Origin of the sequence: Gordonia sp. IEGM753 (genome assembly GCF_050321825.1) — a bacterium.
Lineage (GTDB): Bacteria > Pseudomonadota > Gammaproteobacteria > Pseudomonadales > Pseudomonadaceae > Aquipseudomonas.
Genome location: NZ_JBNQGB010000006.1, coordinates 319,737 through 336,443 on the forward strand (window position 1 = coordinate 319,737; position 16,707 = coordinate 336,443).

Sequence of the window (16,707 nt, forward strand, 5' to 3'; positions counted from 1 at the left end):
AGAGCGTTAAAGACTCACCAATCGTAAGTCAGGCTCGACACCACCGTACGTCCATCCCCGTAAAAGCAGTCCCATTGGCTGATGCAACTGCTGACGTAGTTCTTGTCGGTAAGGTTTTTGAAATTCACCGCCAGTTTCACGCCTTTGATGCGCAACGCGGACGTGCCCAGATCGTACGACAAACTTGCGTCGTAATCGGTGTAGGAAGGTATCTGAAAAGCCCCTTCTTAGTCATCACCATAACTGCCCCTGGCGTAACGCGTGCCGATACCCGCGCCTAATCCGGCGAACGGCGTATCACCCAATACCGTGTAATTGAGCCACAGCGCGGCAGTCAGTGGCGGGTTTGCTGCCGGGTGGCGACCTTTCGGCCGTCGTTGTCCTTGGTGTATTTGATGTCGTTACGCGACGCCGATGCAATCACATTCAGGGCATCAGTCAGCTCGGCCTTGGCTTCAAACTCAATGCCTTTGGAACGCACAGCGCCACTTTGGTTGCTGAAGCCGGGAGCGGCCAGGTTGGAGGTCAGCACATTTTCCTGTTCCAGTTCGTAAGCAGAAACCTGCACGAAACTGTTTTGCCCAGGTGGCTGATACTTCACCCCCACTTCATATGGCTTGCCGGTGGACGGTTCAAACGCTTTGCCATCGACGTCGCTGAACGGGACGGTATCAAACTCGGCCTGGGTAATGTTATCGACGCCAAAGACTTTGTTGTCCTGCTGCCAATCCACGCCGTAGCGCGTCTGGTAGCGCTGGTCGTTCAGCCCGGAAATCGGGTTTGTGACAAAACGGTAGCCGTGCAGCGGTGAGGTGTAATGGTCATTGACCCGCGCGTAGCGTGCGTTCTGCTTGATGGTCCAGATGTCATTCAGACAGCATTCCACTAACGGGAGGCACTCAACGGATACACCGACTCCCACCCGCCGCCCAACGCCTTGTACAAACCCACCATCGCCAACGATACGCCGGTAGAGCTTTCAACAAACTGCTCTTGAGTCGCGAGCAATGCACCTTGCACGGTCAGCACGTTAACGAAATCGACCACGCCTTCAACGTATTGCTGCTGCGCTGTGCGCAGGGCGATCTGGTTCTGGCGTACAGCTTCTGCGAGGCTGTCGCGGCGCAGTTGGCTGGCATTGTAGGCGCTCAATTGATCGTCGATCTCATGCCAAGCGCGCAGCACGGTTTGTTGATAGGCAATGGCGGCTTCCTGTTGCTGGGCTTCGCGCAAATTCAGCACACCACGCAGGCGGCCACCATCGAACAGCGGCAGGCTGAACTGCGGGCCGATACCGAAGGCACGCGAGCCCCAGGAACCAAAATCGCTCAGTTGCATGGCTTGCGAGCCCATATTCCCTGACAGCGTGATTCGCGGGTAGAAATCGCCTTTGGCCACGCCGATGCTGGCGGTAGCGGCATGCAAACGCGCTTCTGCCTGGCGGATATCCGGGCGGCGTTCAGCCAGTTGCGAAGGCAGGCCGATGGCAACCTGACGCGGCGTTTGTGGCACTGGCGCATCAGTGGATAACTCGGCATGTAACGCTTGCGGCGGTTCGCCCATCAGTAAACTCAAGGCATTGATCAGCTGAGACTGTCGCTGCTCCAGCGCCGGTAATCGCGATTCGATAGCGGCGACCTGTGCAGCGGCTTCGGCAACGTCGAGGTCGGTTGCAACACCGTCGGCGAGGCGCAAGCGAGAGAGTTGTAAACTGTGGCGCGCAACGTCCAGGTTTTGCTCGGTAACCGCTCGCGTACTTTGCACACCGCGCAGCTGGATATAGTCCTGGGCAGTCTCGGCGAGCACCGACAGCAATACACCGCGACGGTCATTTTCCGCGACTTCCAGGCTGGCATCGGCGGCTTCGGTTTCACGGCGTACGCGGCCCCAGACGTCGAGCTCCCACGACGCGGAAAACCCCGCGTCCCAGAGATTGAAGGCCGAGGCGCCATTTTTTCCCGAGGGATCGCTCAAGCCTTTGCCGCTGTTGCGTTCACGGGCATAACTGCCCGTAGCGGCGGTATCGGGGTAACGCTCGGCTGTGATCACCTGACGTGCCGCTCGACTTTGCTGCAAGCGACTGCTGGCCAGTTTCAGGTCCAGGTTATCGGTCAGCGCGCGCTGGCTCAGGGCCGACAGTTTGGGGTCGCGAAAAACGTCCCACCAGCGTTCATCGAGGGGGTCGGCGACAGCCTGGCTGGCAGCCGCTTTCGAGGGTTTTGACCATGCCTCGATGTGCGGTGCTTGTGGCTTCTGGAAGTCTGGGCCGACGGTGCAAGCCGACAGAGACACAACGCTCAGAACAAGTGCGAGACTATTAACACCGAAGGAGTGGCGAGGGAGCTTGCTCCCGTTCGAGTGCGCAGCGTTCGTGGTTTTGGAGTCTGCTTTGCAGGCCAGCGGTAGCAAGCTACCTCGCCACAGAGTTCGGCAGTTACCGAAAACATTCATCGTTGCACTACCTCAGGCTTGCCGGCACTCGCCGTATCAATACGCGCCTCCACCGACATTCCCACACGCAGACGCTCAGCCGACGCCTGGCCTGGATCGAGCACGATCTTCACTGGAATCCGCTGCACAACTTTGGTGAAGTTACCGGTCGCGTTGTCGGGTTTTATCGAGGCAAACGTCACACCCGTGGCGGGTGCGATGCTCTCCACGCGCCCCTGCAATGCTTCACCGCCGAGGCTGTCGACATGCACTTGCACGCTCTGCCCGGGTTGCACGTCGGTCAGTTGGGTTTCCAGAAAATTGGCGACCACATAAGCCTGTGCCAACGGCACGACCGCCAGTATCTTGCTGCCCGGCGTGACGTAGGCACCGACGCGCACCGCGCGCTCACCGACCATGCCGTCCTGGGGCGCAACGATGCGTGTGTACGACAACTCGTAGCTGGCAATCTCCAGCGCTGCCTGCGCCCTTTTCAGCCCACCGTCTGCCGCATCACGTTGCGCGGCCAGAATCTCCACCTGCTTGCGTTCAGCCGCCAGCACCGCCGTCGCGTTGGCCAATTTGGCGGCGGCCTGATCGATGCGCGTACGCGCTTGTTGAGCGTTTTGCACGGTACCGGCACCGACACCTGCGAGGTGGTCGTAGCGATTCAATTCACGTTCGGCGAAGGTCATCTCAGCCTTGGCCGACACTACCGAGGCCTGAGCCTGAGCAATCATCGAACTTTGACGCTCAAGCGTGGATTTCGCGTTTTGCAGTTGGGCCCTGGCCACCAGCGTTTCGGCATCGGCTGCCTGAGCCGCGGCGCGTAAATCCCGATCATCGATCAACGCCAACAGTTGTCCGGCCTTGACCTGCTGGTTGTCGTCCACCAGCACTTCCTTGATGAACCCGGCAACTCGCGGCACCACCAAGGTGAAATCCGCCGAGACGAACGCATCGTTGGTGTTCTGTTGCGTGCGCTTGCCGAATACACCGGGTGCCAGCAGGTACACCAGCACACCGAGCGCCACCACGGCGGCGACACCGACAGCCATTTTTTGCTTTGCTTGAGTCGTCATAAAAGCCTTCTGTATCAATGAAGCATTCAAGTCGGCGCGCGCGGTGGATAGATCCGCGTCGGCAGCCAGAAAATCAACAGGATCAGCGCCAGAGCGACGCCAGCCATGCACACATAAAGATCGGATGACGTCAGCACCACCGCTTGTTCGTGCAGCCTGTGCGCCAGGCCTGCGCTGTCCCCGTCAACCCACGGTGAATTGCCGAGGCGATCAACCAACATCGTCGAATGGAAATGCAGCCTTGCAGTGGTCAGCGCCTCGATGACGCCAGTGGCAATCACCGCCGACAGCCCTTTGACGGTGTTGAACCAGGCCGAGGCGAACGGCCCTTCCATCGGACTGATGCTGCCAGTGGAAAGCATCAGCAGTGGCAGTACCGCCATCGGTTGTCCGAAAATCTGCAGCAGTTGCAGGGCATAAAAGTCGTCACGTATCCACTGCGACGTCAGCAACGAACCACCGATGCAGGACATCGCCAGCATGCTCAGGCCGATGCCCAGCACCCACCGGCAATCGACCCAACGAACGTTGCACAGCGCCGCCACCAACGGCAGCGCAATCAACTGTGGCAACGCCGCCAGCAGCATGATCGGCGCACTCTGAATCGGCCGATAACCCTGGACTTGCGCCAGGTAACTGGAAGGAATAATGATCACCGCCAACAGCACCACCAGCACGCCCGCAAGGGTCAACAAGGCGAACGACAGATTGCGGATACCGAGCATCTGCATCTTGAAAAACGGAATCGGTTGCGACCATTCATTGATCAGGAACAACACCAGCAACAGAAGTCCGCCGCCGAGCAATCCGCAGATCAGGCTCGACTCGAACCAGTTCAGGCGATTGCCCTGCAGGATGCCGATCACCAGCATGCAGATCGCCGGAAAACCCAACAGCAGACCCCGCCAGTTGAACTGCTTGAACCGCTCCAGACGCAACGGGTCCTGAGGCAATCCATAGGCCACTGCGGCCATGGCGATCAGGCACGGCACAATGATTTGCCAGAAGGTCCATTGCCAGCCGACGTACTCGGTCCAAAGGCCCGCCAACGGCGTGCCCAGGCCCGGGCCGAAGGTTGCCGTCAGGGCGTAACCTGCCAGGCCATAGAGCTTGACGTTGGCCGGCAAGAAACGCAGCGCCACCGTCATCAACATCGGCGGCAACGCGCCGCCCGCCAGCCCTTGCAAGGTACGCATGAGCAACAGGCTTTCGTAGCTCGGGGCGAATGGGCAAAGCACGCCCAGCAACGTGAACAGGCTGATGGCGCAAAGGGTGAAGCGTCGGAGTGAAAACGTCACCGAACACCACGGCGCAAATGCCATGGCCGCCACCGAAGTCGCCGTGTAACTGGCGACCAGCCAAGTGCCTTCGTCGTAGCCGATGGCCAACGCGCCGCGAATATCGGCCAAGGCAACTTTGGTGACCATCTCGTTGAGGCCCGATACCAGCACTGCCAGCAACACGCCCACCAGGCCGATGATAATCCGTGGGCCGAATACCGGTGGCGTCACCGCAGGCGCCGGACTGGCCGCGGCGATGGGCGCCGTGACCGAAAGGGAAGTCATGTACTGCACGCTCCGGGATTTAAATACCGGAGCATTTTATGAAGCGCGGTAGCTGACGAAAACTGACTTATCGACAGGTTATAAGTGCGCTAGACGCAGCAATAGGAGTTTGGGTAAGCGCATGCAGATTGTAGGGCGTTAAGCAGGTTGCGCTGCCAGCCACGTTTCGTCGCAGCAGGTCTTGAGGGTTTCACGCAACCAGCGGTGAGCCGGGTCTTTGTCGTATCGTGGGTGCCACGCTTGAGTCAGCATCAGTGTCGGCAATGGAATCGGCAGCGTAAACGAGCGCAGCTTCAGGCCCAGGCGTCGAACGCTGAGTATCGCCTCCTTGGGCACCGGCAGGATCAAGTTGGAATCGGGCAACGCAAACATCGCGGCATGAAAACTCGGTGCAATCACCGCCACCCGCCGCTCCAGCCCTAACGCATTGAGCGCAGCGTCTATCGGGCCACGAGCAATGCCGCGCCGGGACATGCTGATGTGAGAAAAACCGGCGAAACGTTCCGCTGTAATCTCTTCGTCAAACAGCGGATGGTCTTCGCGGACCAGCCCAACAAAATGCGTTGAAAACAGGTTTTGCACCTTCACTTCAGGCGTTTGTGGGCGGGTATTGCTGATGTTCAGATCGATCCGGCCTTCACGGAGCGCCTCGTCGTCACCATCGCCTTCTGGCACGAACCGCAGTTCACAGTGCGGCGCCTGACGATCGAGGGTATCGAACAGCTTGCCGCCGTAGACACCGACGAAAAAGTCGTTGGCGCGGATGCTGAAGCGACGACGCAACGTGCCCAACTCCACCTGATCGGCGGAACGAAACAACAGCGCGGCTTGCTCCACCACATCCCGCACCTGCTCACGCAAGGCCAGCGCCTTGGGCGTGGGCACCAGCCCACGCCCGGCACGCACCAGAATCGGATCGCCGATGGCCTCACGAATTCGCGTCAGCGTGCGGCTCATGGCCGCCGGGCTGAGGTTCATCCGCCGCGCGGCGCCCACCACGCTGCCCTCGTCGAGCAGGGCGTCGAGGGCAACCAGCAGGTTCATGTCCGGGAGTTGCATGGCGAGCACTCGTGGCTGATCAGGGTTGATCCAGACGCAATCTTAGCAGTGTCTCGTTTAGGGGGCGGCACTAACAGTTCTGATAGTTCTAAGGGTCGAGTTTGGGGCGTAGCGTGTGATCAACCCATCGCTTGAGGAATTTACTTCCATGACAACCCTCGCTGGCCCAGCGCTCACGCGCACTGTGTTGTTGGCGACCGACAACAAAAACTCGGTCATGGCTGAAGTCGCTGAGGACGCGTGCACCTCAATTGCCTATTGCGCATACGGTGAGCAATCCGCGCAACACAGCGCTGTGACGCACTTAGGCTTCAACGGACAAATACGCGAGGCGAAAATTGGCTGGTATTTACTGGGCAATGGTTATCGCGCCTATAACCCTCGTTTGATGCGTTTTCATAGCCCGGATACTTGGAGTCCGTTTGGACGGGGCGGGTTAAATGCGTATATGTATTGCGCCGGGGATCCGGTGAATCGATCGGACCCGACAGGGCATTTTTTCAACTTCTTCAAAAGGTTGGGGCCGGGTACGAGCAGGCCCGTGAATATGAACAATATGGACCTGAGCGGCGCAATGAGCATGCTAGGCCAAGCTGCAAATCAAAGGATCACCGCCGTCACACCTCTTGCGAGATCAGGTGGGCTTGGCGAGGCGCTGTATCGAATTGGCACTTCAAATGCGATGCCGGGTGGTTCTCCAGCGAGAAGCGATATAGGTCCTACCACATCTAGACACCACTCTGGATACTCAGCAGTGGTTGGAATGACCAGCCGACCCAACCGTTCGATTCCCAAAGTTTCAAGTGCCGGTGGAGGTAGACAAAACACACACAACTCTGAGCTGTCGCGAGGATATGAATCTCCACCGACTTATGGAGAAGCGATGCGGCTGTCTAATACTGACACTTTCGCCGAATCACAGCGGGGTCAGAGTTTTGTGGTGAACAGAATGTCTCGTTCCGGAGGGCAATACGACCGACTAAACCCACCTCCTATGGAGCATCGAATACCCCTGCAGCAAGCTAGACCTGCCAGAAGCCCTAGTCCATCGCCTCCGCCTTCCAGAGACTCGACTCCACCTCGATCACGCAATAACAGTGGCGGCGGCAACGGCGCTGCAAACTTTGACGACTTGGCAACCAGGTTAAGATTTGCACGTCGTGAATAATAACCTCTCTCAGGCTGGGGCACCGCCGCATGCCCCACCGCTTCACGTCACCCGTATAAGTAATGATATGGCATTTGAATTGTGCTGCCCTTTTGTACGCCATCGCGAGCAGGCTCGCTCGCACTTTGGCCCTGTGTACGCCGGTCGAGAGTGGAAGCGAGTCTGCTCGCGACGGGGTCAGCATTAGCAATGAAATCTTCCTTGTTCCCGCTCCAGCGTGGGAACCATTCACTTCCCGACACTCACTTCCCCCAATCAATCACGTCACTGTAAGGCGTCTGCAAATCGCGCTCTGGGATTTCCCAGATAATCAATTTTGGCGGCGTTTGCTTGAAGGCCGGGTTGTTGAAATAAGCATTGGCGCCGCCAGAGAACTCACCACCGTCCTTGGCGAAATTACCGATCGGTGCGCCCAGCGACTGTTGCAGGAAACCGGCAAAATTGGAGTTGCGTGAGAACGACGTGCCAATCAGCGCGACGTTCGGCAAGTTGTCATCACCGAACAGGTCGTCGAGGTTATCGCCGCCGTTTGCCGCCTCGGCAACCTTCTCGCTGATCTGCGTGGCCGCCACGGTTTCCGGGGCAGGTTGCAACGTTACTGGCAGCCATTCAAGGCCAGCCAGTCTTACCAGGTCACCCGGACGCCGCGCCGGCGCTTGCACCGTCGCTGCAAAATCCTTGTGTGGCGTGGCGCTGATGCCCATCGCTTGCACCTGTGTGGCCACCGCTTTCGCCGCCGCCCCAGAGCCGATTTCGCTCCAGTGCGTGTCGGTGCGCAGGTACGCCTCGGCGCCCAGCGGTTGCAGGCTCGGCGTGAGGTCCACAGCGGCAATGCCTGCTTTGTTCAACCCAGAGACCCAATCGACGACGCGATCTTGCAGTTGCAGCGGACGACGCAAGTCGCACAGTTGCGCGCTGGCGATGCGGCTCTTGTCTGGCACCACCACCACCAGCAATTTTATTCCACGCTTGGCCAGACGTTGCTGAGTGTCGCGAACGGCTTGAGCCTTGGTATCAGCATTGACCTGAGCTTGACGATTGATGCGCATCTCATCGGTCAGGAACAGCCAGCCAGTGCAGCCGGGACGTACACGAGGGCCGGTGTCATGCAGCGCCAGCCAACTGGCGCCGCGTTCCAGGTCCGCCGCTTGCTCGGGCACCGTCGCCTTCGATAATTGCTTGGCAATCTTGTGCGTCACCTCGCCGTGCAGCGCCGCGTCGACGGTCAATTTGGCGGGCAGCATTTCGACCTTGCCGCTGAGCAGCAGCCAACCGCACGAGACGAAACCAACGGCCAGGAACGCGACGAATACAACACCCGCCACCTTGCTGATGCGGGCATTGAGTTCACTCGGTGGTACCGGTACAGGGGTAGAAGACATGGGCGTGGTCATCAGAACTGGAAGTACAGGAAGGGCACCGCTTCACGGCTCGCGATCAACGCGAACGAGAGCAGAAAACCCGCCACCGGCCACAGGGCCGCAAGCGGTGCATACAGCGCATTGCCGCCGAATCGCCGTTCATAACGCGTGTGCAACAACGGCGCGACAATACACGCCACACCGAGCATTGCCGCCAGACCGTGTACCGGACGCAACGTCACCGCCAGCGCATCGCCCAGGGCAAAACCGTGCAGGCCGAATTGGCCGGCGTACATCGTCAGCGCCGAATGAAAATCCGGCGCGCGGAACAAGGTCCACGCCAGGCACACGAACAAAAGCGTCAAGGTATGCGACAGCAGCGGGGGAATGCTCGGCAGGCTTGAGCGCGACCACAATCGGTCAACACACAAAGCGATGCCGTGCGCCGAACCCCACAGCAGGTAATTCCAGCTGTCGCCGCCATGCCACAGACCGGCAATGGCCATGGTCAGGAATAGGTTGCGATAGGTTTTCCATGCGCCTTTGCGGTTACCGCCGAGGGCGATGTACAGGTAGTCGCGCAGCCAGCTCGACAGCGACAAGTGCCAGCGCCGCCAGAAGTCCTGGATGCTGCTGGCCAGATAAGGTCGATTGAAGTTTTCCGGGAAGTGAAAACCCAGCATCAGGCCCAGCCCGATGGCCATGGCGCTGTACCCGGCGAAGTCAAAAAACAACTGCAGCGAGTAAGCCAGGCAGCCTATCCAAGCGTCGACAAAGGATGGATTTGGCAGATGGAACGCAACGTCCACCAGCGGCGACAGTGTGTCGGCCACCAGCACTTTCATGCACATGCCGATCATGAATCGGCGAGCACCCAACGAAAAATTCTGCCAGCCGAAATAGCGCTGCGTCAGCTCGCGTCGCACCCAGTCATAACGGATGATCGGCCCGGCAATCGAGTGGCCGAACATCGAAATATAGGTCGCGTAATTGATGAAGCTGCGCTCCACCGGCACCGTATGGCGGTGAACGTCCACCAGGTAGGAAATCGCCTGCAACACGATGAACGACAACCCGGCCGGCAGCGCCACTCGCTGCCACTCAAGCGGCATCGCACCGTAATAGGTGATCAGCTCACTCCAGGTTCCGGCCAGAATGTTGGCATATTTGTACCAGCACAATACGGCGGTGTTGAACACGATCAACGCGATCAGCAGCCGTACCCTTCCCCTCGAATCCTCACGAAAGCGGTCCACCAGCAAGCCACCGACCCAGGCGACGATGGTCAACACCACGTGCAGGGTCAGAAACAGCGGACTCAGCCAGCCATAAAACAGCCAACTGCCGATCAGCAGGATGACGTTACGCCAGGCCGGTTTGCCCAAGGCGTATATCAGCAAAAACGCAGGCAGGAAAAGCGTCAGGAACTCGAGTGAGGCGAAGACCATGGCAGCGGCAGAATCCGATCAGTGGGACAACGTGTCCGTGGCGTTCAAAAGACGCGGCCCGTTTGCCGAAGGCACCAGCAGCACGCTGTAACGCTCGCCTGCTTTGAGTTCGCCAAGGTCCAGCGGTGACCCGACATTGGCGTTGGCGCACACCAGTTGCACCGACAGGCTGACCGGGTTGATCGAACGCCGTTGCAGGCTGTTCACCGGTACCGCTTTGAACAGGTCGGCGGTACGCCCGGCAGGACGCAGGCTGGCGTCGGCGCACGCAGCGTCGACGTTGAAGAACGCCAACGACGCCTTCAGGCCATTAAAATCGTCCGGCTGCTCACGCACCGCGACGTGCTTGATGCCTGCGCCGTCCGGCACCGCAATCACGGTCGCAAACTCACCCGGCTCGACTTTCAGGTCCATGGCCAGTTTTTGCGCACCGCTCACCAAGCTGCCCTTGATCGGACTGCTGGCCTGCACCGGGAAAAACAGCGACACCGGCGCCGACACCTCAAGGCGCAGCGGCGGTTGGCCAGCCTGCGCGATGACGTCCAACGGCGCGGTGCCGGCGTTGACGAAGCGAATGAACGCCGAGTCTTCAGCCGGACCGGTTGGGTACAGCGCAACCTCCGCGCTGGCCAACGCACTGATCGACAACACAGGTAACGCTGCGAATGCGGCGAACAGCTTGATCATTTTTTTGCTTCCTTGACGGCCGGTGCTTCCAGCAGTGCCTTGCTGATGTCTTCGCTCCAGGTTTTGTAACCCGGTGCCGTCAAATGCTGACCATCAACCGTGGCCCACTGGCCCGGTTTGGAGAACTGCAGCGAGTCGATATAGCTGCACGGCGCGACGTTGGCCGCGAGAAATTTGGAGGTCATTTCGACCCGGGCGAAGGTCTTGCCGTACTTGCCACCTTCTGTGCCCCAGTTCGGGCCAACCCAGGCGCAACGTGTACCGTTGGCGGAGATTTCCTTGGTCAGGGCGGTGGTCTGCTGCCACAACCAGGCTTTCGGGAACGCAGGCTTGGTGTAACTGGCCATGGTGTCGCCCATCACGATCAGCACCAGGTCGGGCTTGTCGGTGGCCAGCAACTGGCTGATCGGCAACGTCGCGGCCTTACCGCCCAGCACCACGGCTTTCTCGGTGCCACGGCGCTCGGCGCCACCACAGGTTCCCGGCGTAGCTTTTAGCCAATCACCGGCGTTGGCGCCACAAATACCCAGGGTGTGCACGGTTGCGCCCTGAGCCACCAGGCTGTCGTGCAGCGTGGAAATCAAATAATCAGGCGTCGCCAAATGGCTGTCGCCGATCATCAAAATAGTCATGCCTGCCAGAATTGATACTGCCACGATGAAAACTCCTGCTGCTTAATTCGAGTAAGGGGAACGATAAGGACTGACCGGCATTGCCATGCGACCGGTGAAATCCTCGAACATGTACCGCAGGTACAAACCACCGGTCCATTGCTTGTAGTCTTGGGCGTTGTCCAGGCCGAAGTTGCCGCCCAGGAAAAAATTGTCGCCAAAACGGTATTCGGCTGCGGCGTTCAGGTTGTAGCCGATGCCTGTCTTGTTCTGGCCGGAATAGCGGGTTGGCACGGTGATACCGGACGCGGCGTACTGCTGCGAAACCTGGGCGAGCGCGCTTTGCATCTCGCTGTCGTTAGGGAAGTAAGGCGCCGAGTCCTGTTCGATGTGTTGCAGGCCGACCGAGCCCCTGAGCGAGTAACTCAAGCGATCGGTGCGTTGCGACCAACTGATCGGAACGCCAATGGAAAAGAAGTTTTGCGGACTGAAATAGCCGCCGTTGCCGTAAGTGAAGTTGCCCTGATTCTTGTCGTAACTGATGCCGGTCAGGCTCAGCCCGGCCGTCAGCTGGCGGCTATCGTCGTTCAGCAGATACCAGTAAACCCCGGTACCGCCTTCGGCGCGGTTGTTGGATTCAACGTTGTTGCCCACCAGTTTCTGCAAGCCGCCGTAGCCGTAAACACCGTAATCGCCGTTGTCATAGCTCAACTGCAAGCGGCCGCCATTGCTGGTGACACCGCCCCACTCCAGACCGCTGCGCGCATCGCGGGCGCCGGCAAAAGACATCAGGCTGTCCGTCACCGGACGCCGCGCAAGGCTTATCCCGTAGTGGAAATTGCTGCCCTCGGTAAACGAACGGTCAATGCTGATACCGCCCACTACGGTGCTGTAGAGAAAGCCCATCGGACTGGTGCCCAGATCGGTTTTCAGGCCCAGCGACGGGTTTTCATAGGCGACGGCCAAACCGACACCGGAGTCTTTCTGACGCCCGACCGGGCCGCCGATCACGCGGGTCAGGTAATCGGTGTCGGCCGGGTTGGTGTTGTTCGCCAGTTGAGCCTGCAAGTCAGTCATTTGCTGGTCGCTGAAACCACCGAAACGTGACTTCGCCGAATCACTCAAACCACCGGCATTCAACGACACCGGGGTTACGCGCAGCGCGATGCGGTCATCGCCCACCGGCAAACTGATTTCCAACGGCGTCTCGACATCGGTGATTTTGCTCAGGCCCGACTCGCTGTCATTGCTGCGAATGGTGACGCCTTGCGTGACGCGCGGACTGCGCTCCTGGTCAATCTGATCCAGCGCATTTTGCATCGACTTGCGCGCTTCTACTTGCGGGTCGACCGGTTTGCCAAGGGCCAAACGCCGGTTATCGTCCAGACGCCCACCGCCAGGCTGCGAAGCGTAGGCAGCGACGTTATCGTCCGATGCCAGTGTGTTCGCCGCGAGTAAACGGGGAGCCGGTTCGGCGTCTGCAGTGGCAACCTGCACCTGGGCCGGCTCCGGTATCTGCGAAAGCGTGGCCTGGGACAACCGCGATTGGCTGCGTTGGCCGGTCTTGCCGACAAAAGGGTTGGCGGCCACGGTGCCGGCGAACGGGTTAGCGTCCTCTTTGGGCGGCGCCTGCAATGCCAGTGCCCGCGCGTAGAGTTCGCCAGCCTTGGCATTCTTGCCTTGAGCACGGTAAACACTGGCGGCGCTGGCAAGAATTTGCGCGTCGTTCGGCGCCAGCTCAAGGGCTTTTTCGGTGGCCTTTTCGGCGCCACGATAATCACCGGATTTACTCAAGGCCTGCGCCATGCCCATCTGCAGTTGCGGGTCATTTGGTGTTTTGTCGAGCAATGGCTGATACAGCTCGATGGCTTTTTTCGCGTTGCCGTTGGCCAGGTACATGCGTGCCAGGGCACTGACCGCCAGCGGATCGTTCGGGCGTTGGGCAAGGGCTGGCGCGAGGGTGTCGTAGGCCGCGACGAGGTCACCTTTCTCGCGCAGCAAATCAGCCTGGCGTACGGTGTACAGGTACAACACTTCGTCATAAGTGCGTTGTTCTGCCGGCGGCAACGGCTGGGCTTGCAGCTCGTGCAGGATCTGATTGACCTGCACATCGTCACCGCTCTTGAGCAGCACACCGGCATAAGCCAGGCGCAGCGCAGGTGACGGTGAACTGCTTTGTGCAATGGCATTGCGCAGCATCGACAGTGCGTGTTCGGTATCGCCGGCATCGACGTAAGCCTGCGCCAGCATGCCCAACGATTGCGGTTTGCCGTCAGCGGCCAGTTCGGCTCGGCGCAGCAAGGTAACGGCCTGAGTGCGGTTGCCTTGCTGGGCCAGCGTTGAAGCCTGGCTTGCCAGCGACTGCACCTGAACCTCGTTGGCCAGTTGCTGCACCTGCGTGCTGCGCTGGCTCACCTCGATTCGCTCAAGCGTACTGTGCGCCGCCGACCAGTCACCCAATTGGCTCGACAGCAAGGCACTGGCGTACAGCGCTTCGATATTTTTCGGATCGCCCTTGAGCAGCTCGCTCATGGTTTGCCGAGCCTTGTCCGGGGACTTGGCTTGCAGGTAAAAACGCGCCAGATCGTAGCGGGTCCATACGCTTTGCGGATCGTTGCGAACAGCGTCTTGCTGCGCGGCAATCGCGGCGCCCAAGTCACCGTCGCGCTCGGCATTTTTGGCCTGGCCGACCGCCACGGCTGCACGCAAGGGCCGCAAATCGCCTAGTCGTTGCTGCTGGGCGGGGCTCAGGGCCTCAACCATTTTCAGCGCCTGACTGGCCTTGCCGTTTTGCGCCAACACGGTAATCAGCCCGAGCATGGCGCCCGGGTTGTCGTTGTCCAGGGTCAAGGCCTGGCGATAGCTCGCTTCGGCATTGTCCAACTGATTCTGCTCGGCCTGCACGCCACCGAGGGCAACATAGCCTTCCACCTGACGCGGTTTACTGGCGACGGCTTGCTGTAACAGGCTGCGAGCTTTCTGCAGGTCGCGGTTGGTTTTGGCAGTGTCGGCCTGGGCCAGCAGGTTCCAGTAGCGATTGCTGTCCAGCGCCGCTTGCCAGCGAGGATTGCCACCGCGCCCGACAGCGCGGGTGAGCAATTCATTGGCATCGCTGAAGCGCCCCTGCCGCTGTCGCACCACGCCGAGTCCGCCCAAGGCATCGGTGTCTTGCGCCTGCTCTTTGAGGCGCGCAAGAAAGGCTTGTTCGGCACTGCCCAATTGGTTGTCTTGCAATGCCTTGAATCCACGCACCAGGTACGGGCTCTGCTGCGAGGCCACGGCGGCGGTGCCACGGCTGTTCATTTGCGTGCGAATTTCGGCGTCGTCAGGATTGGCCTTCAGGTATTGCTCGAACAGCGCAACCTCACCCGGACGCGGCGAACCCAGCCACACCAGACCTTCACGCCAACCCTCGGTGGCCTCGCCGCCCAACTCGGGCAACGTCGACAACTGGCTCAAGCGGCGAATGCCTTCGGTACGCGTGGCTTCATTGCGCAGCAACAGTTTGGCCAACACCAGTTGGACCTTGGCATCGTCCGGATTCTGTTGCAGCAAACGCTCAAGACCCTGACGCGATTCACTCCAGCCACCGGTCGCATAACCGAGGTAGTTATAGAATTCGAGACCCAAATCCCCTTGCGGCGGTTTACCGGCGAATATCTCCCGGTAAATCGGAATCGACTTATCCAGGTCGCCCGCCGTCGAGAGCAATCGTGCTTGCTCCAGCTGATCAAGTGCATTGCCACTTTGCAGGTTGATGGCCTGCTCCAGCAATAAAGTCTGCGGCGCTTGCGGATGCGCTTGCTGGAGCTTGCCCAGGTAGTTATTAGCGCCATCGATACGCTTTGCCTTGAGCTCCAGCATACCCAGGCCGTACAGCGCATCGGCTTGCTGCGGGTCTATCAGCAACAGTTTTTTCCAGACCTCGGTCGCCCGGGCCTGGTCATCCTGAGCCTGCCAATAATGCCCCTGTTGCAGCAACGCCTTGCCCGCATCATTGAGTGCGGCAAAGCTGCTGCTATGAATCAGGGCTGCAAGTACCCCGAAGGCTATGGCGTGACGGCGCGCTGGCATTTCTTCTCCCACATCGGTTGCAACTTCCCGTGATCAAGGAAGTGGTAGCGGTTGTCCATGTAGCCCAGCGAAAACAGGCTCAGTACAAAAAAGTAATAGGGCGGCTGCGCAGCCTGGACCGCATCTGGCGTCAAGCTTTGAGCCATCAGTTGCTGCACGCGCAACGCTTGCTGTTGTTGCAGCGACGCATCGCCAAGTGCCTTGAAATAAGGCAGCAGCGCAGCCGAAAATCCGAACGGTCCAACGCCGCTGTACTGGCCGCTTGTGACCTGGACCTTTTCCGGCGGCACACCGTCGGCGGCAGTGACTTTGAGCATGCCGCCGAGGCTGTCCAGCAATGGTTTGCGCAAAGGGTCTTGAGCCGGCATCAAACCGGCCCACAGGTACGTGCGGATCGCGTCATAACTGCCCAGTTCACCCTTGACCGGGTCGACAATGAACTCGCCTTTGCCTGGCCCGGTGCTGCGATAACTGACCCAGTCAGCGACGAAGCCTTTGTAGCTGACAGCCTTGATCAATGTTTGCGTATTGGTGGCGATTTGCGCCCACGGCCCTTTGTGATCAACCGCGGCCAAACGGCGCAGGACCGGGATCGGCAGGTAGCTCGGGTTGAGTTGCCACAGCTCGGGTTTATCCAGGCTTGGCTTGATAAAACCAACTTTGCCGGGCATTAACATCTTGCCCAGACCCGGTAGATTCTCGACCTCCTGGGTGGCCACGTTGTGCAGCAACTGTCGCGCCTGCAGCGTGTAGTCATCGCGCTGCCAGAGACGGCCGGCTTCGAGCAACGCATAGGCAAACCACAGATCGGCGTCGGACGCCGAATTGCTGTCCAGCAGGCGCCACTTGCCCTGCTCATCCAGCCCCCAGAACCAACCCGGCAGATTCGATTTGATATCGCCCTGGGCCAGGTTGTCCTGGCTCCAGCGCCAGAGCTTGTCGAACGTTGCGCGGTCGTTGGCCACCAGCGCAAAAAACATCGCGTACGACTGCCCTTCCGAAGAACTGTGACGTTGCGGCGTGCTCGCATCCAGCACGCGCCCGTCGGGCTGCACAAAGTGCTCGACGAACGTTTGCCACAGCGGCCACGTTGCGACCTCACAGCTTTCAGCGTGCGCGGCAGGGGGCATCAGCCAGGTCAGCAGCAGCGCCGACAAACCGAAAAACCCGGCACGTCGGCGCGGCCCAATGGTGAAGAAATCAGCGAGGCTCATGGGCGATG

General features: G+C 59.7%; 13 protein-coding genes. 1 reads left to right on the forward strand and 12 read right to left on the reverse strand.

The genetic code is table 11. The features are described from left to right. Positions 1-14: 14 nt before the first annotated feature. From ACQR3R_RS25440 to ACQR3R_RS25465, 6 genes are all read right to left on the reverse strand, one after another. The gene (locus tag ACQR3R_RS25440) at positions 15-182 is read right to left on the reverse strand and encodes a hypothetical protein (protein WP_428276607.1); all 168 of its coding nucleotides are present in this window, start codon (positions 180-182) and stop codon (positions 15-17) included. A 152-nt stretch (positions 183-334) separates the two neighbouring features. Further along, on the reverse strand, positions 335-886 hold the full coding sequence (locus ACQR3R_RS25445) for a TonB-dependent receptor domain-containing protein (RefSeq protein WP_428276609.1): 552 nt from the start codon (positions 884-886) through the stop codon (positions 335-337). Further along, positions 886-2,292 carry an efflux transporter outer membrane subunit gene (locus tag ACQR3R_RS25450; protein ID WP_428276611.1) on the reverse strand — a complete coding sequence of 469 codons (1,407 nt, stop codon included), beginning with the start codon at positions 2,290-2,292 and terminating at the stop codon, positions 886-888. Before ACQR3R_RS25450 ends, ACQR3R_RS25445 begins: the two co-directional genes overlap by 1 nt. A 155-nt stretch (positions 2,293-2,447) precedes the next feature. After that, positions 2,448-3,512 carry an HlyD family secretion protein gene (locus ACQR3R_RS25455; protein ID WP_428276613.1) on the reverse strand — a complete coding sequence of 355 codons (1,065 nt, stop codon included), beginning with the start codon at positions 3,510-3,512 and terminating at the stop codon, positions 2,448-2,450. 26 nt (positions 3,513-3,538) lie between these two features. Then, positions 3,539-5,077, reverse strand: a complete 1,539-nt coding sequence (locus ACQR3R_RS25460) for an MFS transporter (RefSeq protein WP_428276615.1) — start codon at positions 5,075-5,077, stop codon at positions 3,539-3,541. A gap of 138 nt (positions 5,078-5,215) precedes the next feature. Further along, positions 5,216-6,136 (reverse strand): LysR substrate-binding domain-containing protein, encoded by a 921-nt coding sequence (locus ACQR3R_RS25465; RefSeq protein ID WP_428276617.1) that lies wholly within the window; start codon positions 6,134-6,136, stop codon positions 5,216-5,218. Between the two features lie 217 nt (positions 6,137-6,353). Between ACQR3R_RS25465 and ACQR3R_RS25470 the strand changes: the two genes are divergently transcribed. Continuing rightward, positions 6,354-7,304 carry an RHS repeat-associated core domain-containing protein gene (locus tag ACQR3R_RS25470; protein WP_428276657.1) on the forward strand — a complete coding sequence of 317 codons (951 nt, stop codon included), beginning with the start codon at positions 6,354-6,356 and terminating at the stop codon, positions 7,302-7,304. Positions 7,305-7,546: 242 nt separating this feature from the next. Here ACQR3R_RS25470 and ACQR3R_RS25475 read toward each other — a convergent pair whose 3' ends face one another. Genes ACQR3R_RS25475 through bcsZ form a run of 6 tightly spaced genes read right to left on the reverse strand, consistent with a single transcriptional unit; the run spans position 7,547 to position 16,699 of the window. Next, positions 7,547-8,686 (reverse strand): alginate O-acetyltransferase AlgX-related protein, encoded by a 1,140-nt coding sequence (locus ACQR3R_RS25475; RefSeq protein WP_428276619.1) that lies wholly within the window; start codon positions 8,684-8,686, stop codon positions 7,547-7,549. 11 nt (positions 8,687-8,697) lie between these two features. After that, positions 8,698-10,113: an MBOAT family O-acyltransferase gene (locus tag ACQR3R_RS25480; RefSeq protein WP_428276621.1), complete on the reverse strand. Its 1,416-nt coding sequence runs from the start codon at positions 10,111-10,113 to the stop codon at positions 8,698-8,700. A gap of 18 nt (positions 10,114-10,131) precedes the next feature. Next, positions 10,132-10,800, reverse strand: a complete 669-nt coding sequence (locus ACQR3R_RS25485; protein ID WP_428276623.1) for an alginate O-acetyltransferase AlgF — start codon at positions 10,798-10,800, stop codon at positions 10,132-10,134. Next, positions 10,797-11,456, reverse strand: a complete 660-nt coding sequence (locus tag ACQR3R_RS25490; RefSeq protein WP_428276625.1) for an SGNH/GDSL hydrolase family protein — start codon at positions 11,454-11,456, stop codon at positions 10,797-10,799. The genes ACQR3R_RS25485 and ACQR3R_RS25490 overlap by 4 nt, the downstream gene beginning before the upstream one ends. A gap of 18 nt (positions 11,457-11,474) precedes the next feature. Then, positions 11,475-15,485, reverse strand: a complete 4,011-nt coding sequence (locus tag ACQR3R_RS25495) for a cellulose synthase subunit BcsC-related outer membrane protein (protein ID WP_428276627.1) — start codon at positions 15,483-15,485, stop codon at positions 11,475-11,477. After that, positions 15,461-16,699 (reverse strand): cellulose synthase complex periplasmic endoglucanase BcsZ, encoded by a 1,239-nt coding sequence (bcsZ, locus tag ACQR3R_RS25500; protein ID WP_428276629.1) that lies wholly within the window; start codon positions 16,697-16,699, stop codon positions 15,461-15,463. Before bcsZ ends, ACQR3R_RS25495 begins: the two co-directional genes overlap by 25 nt. Positions 16,700-16,707: the final 8 nt, after the last annotated feature.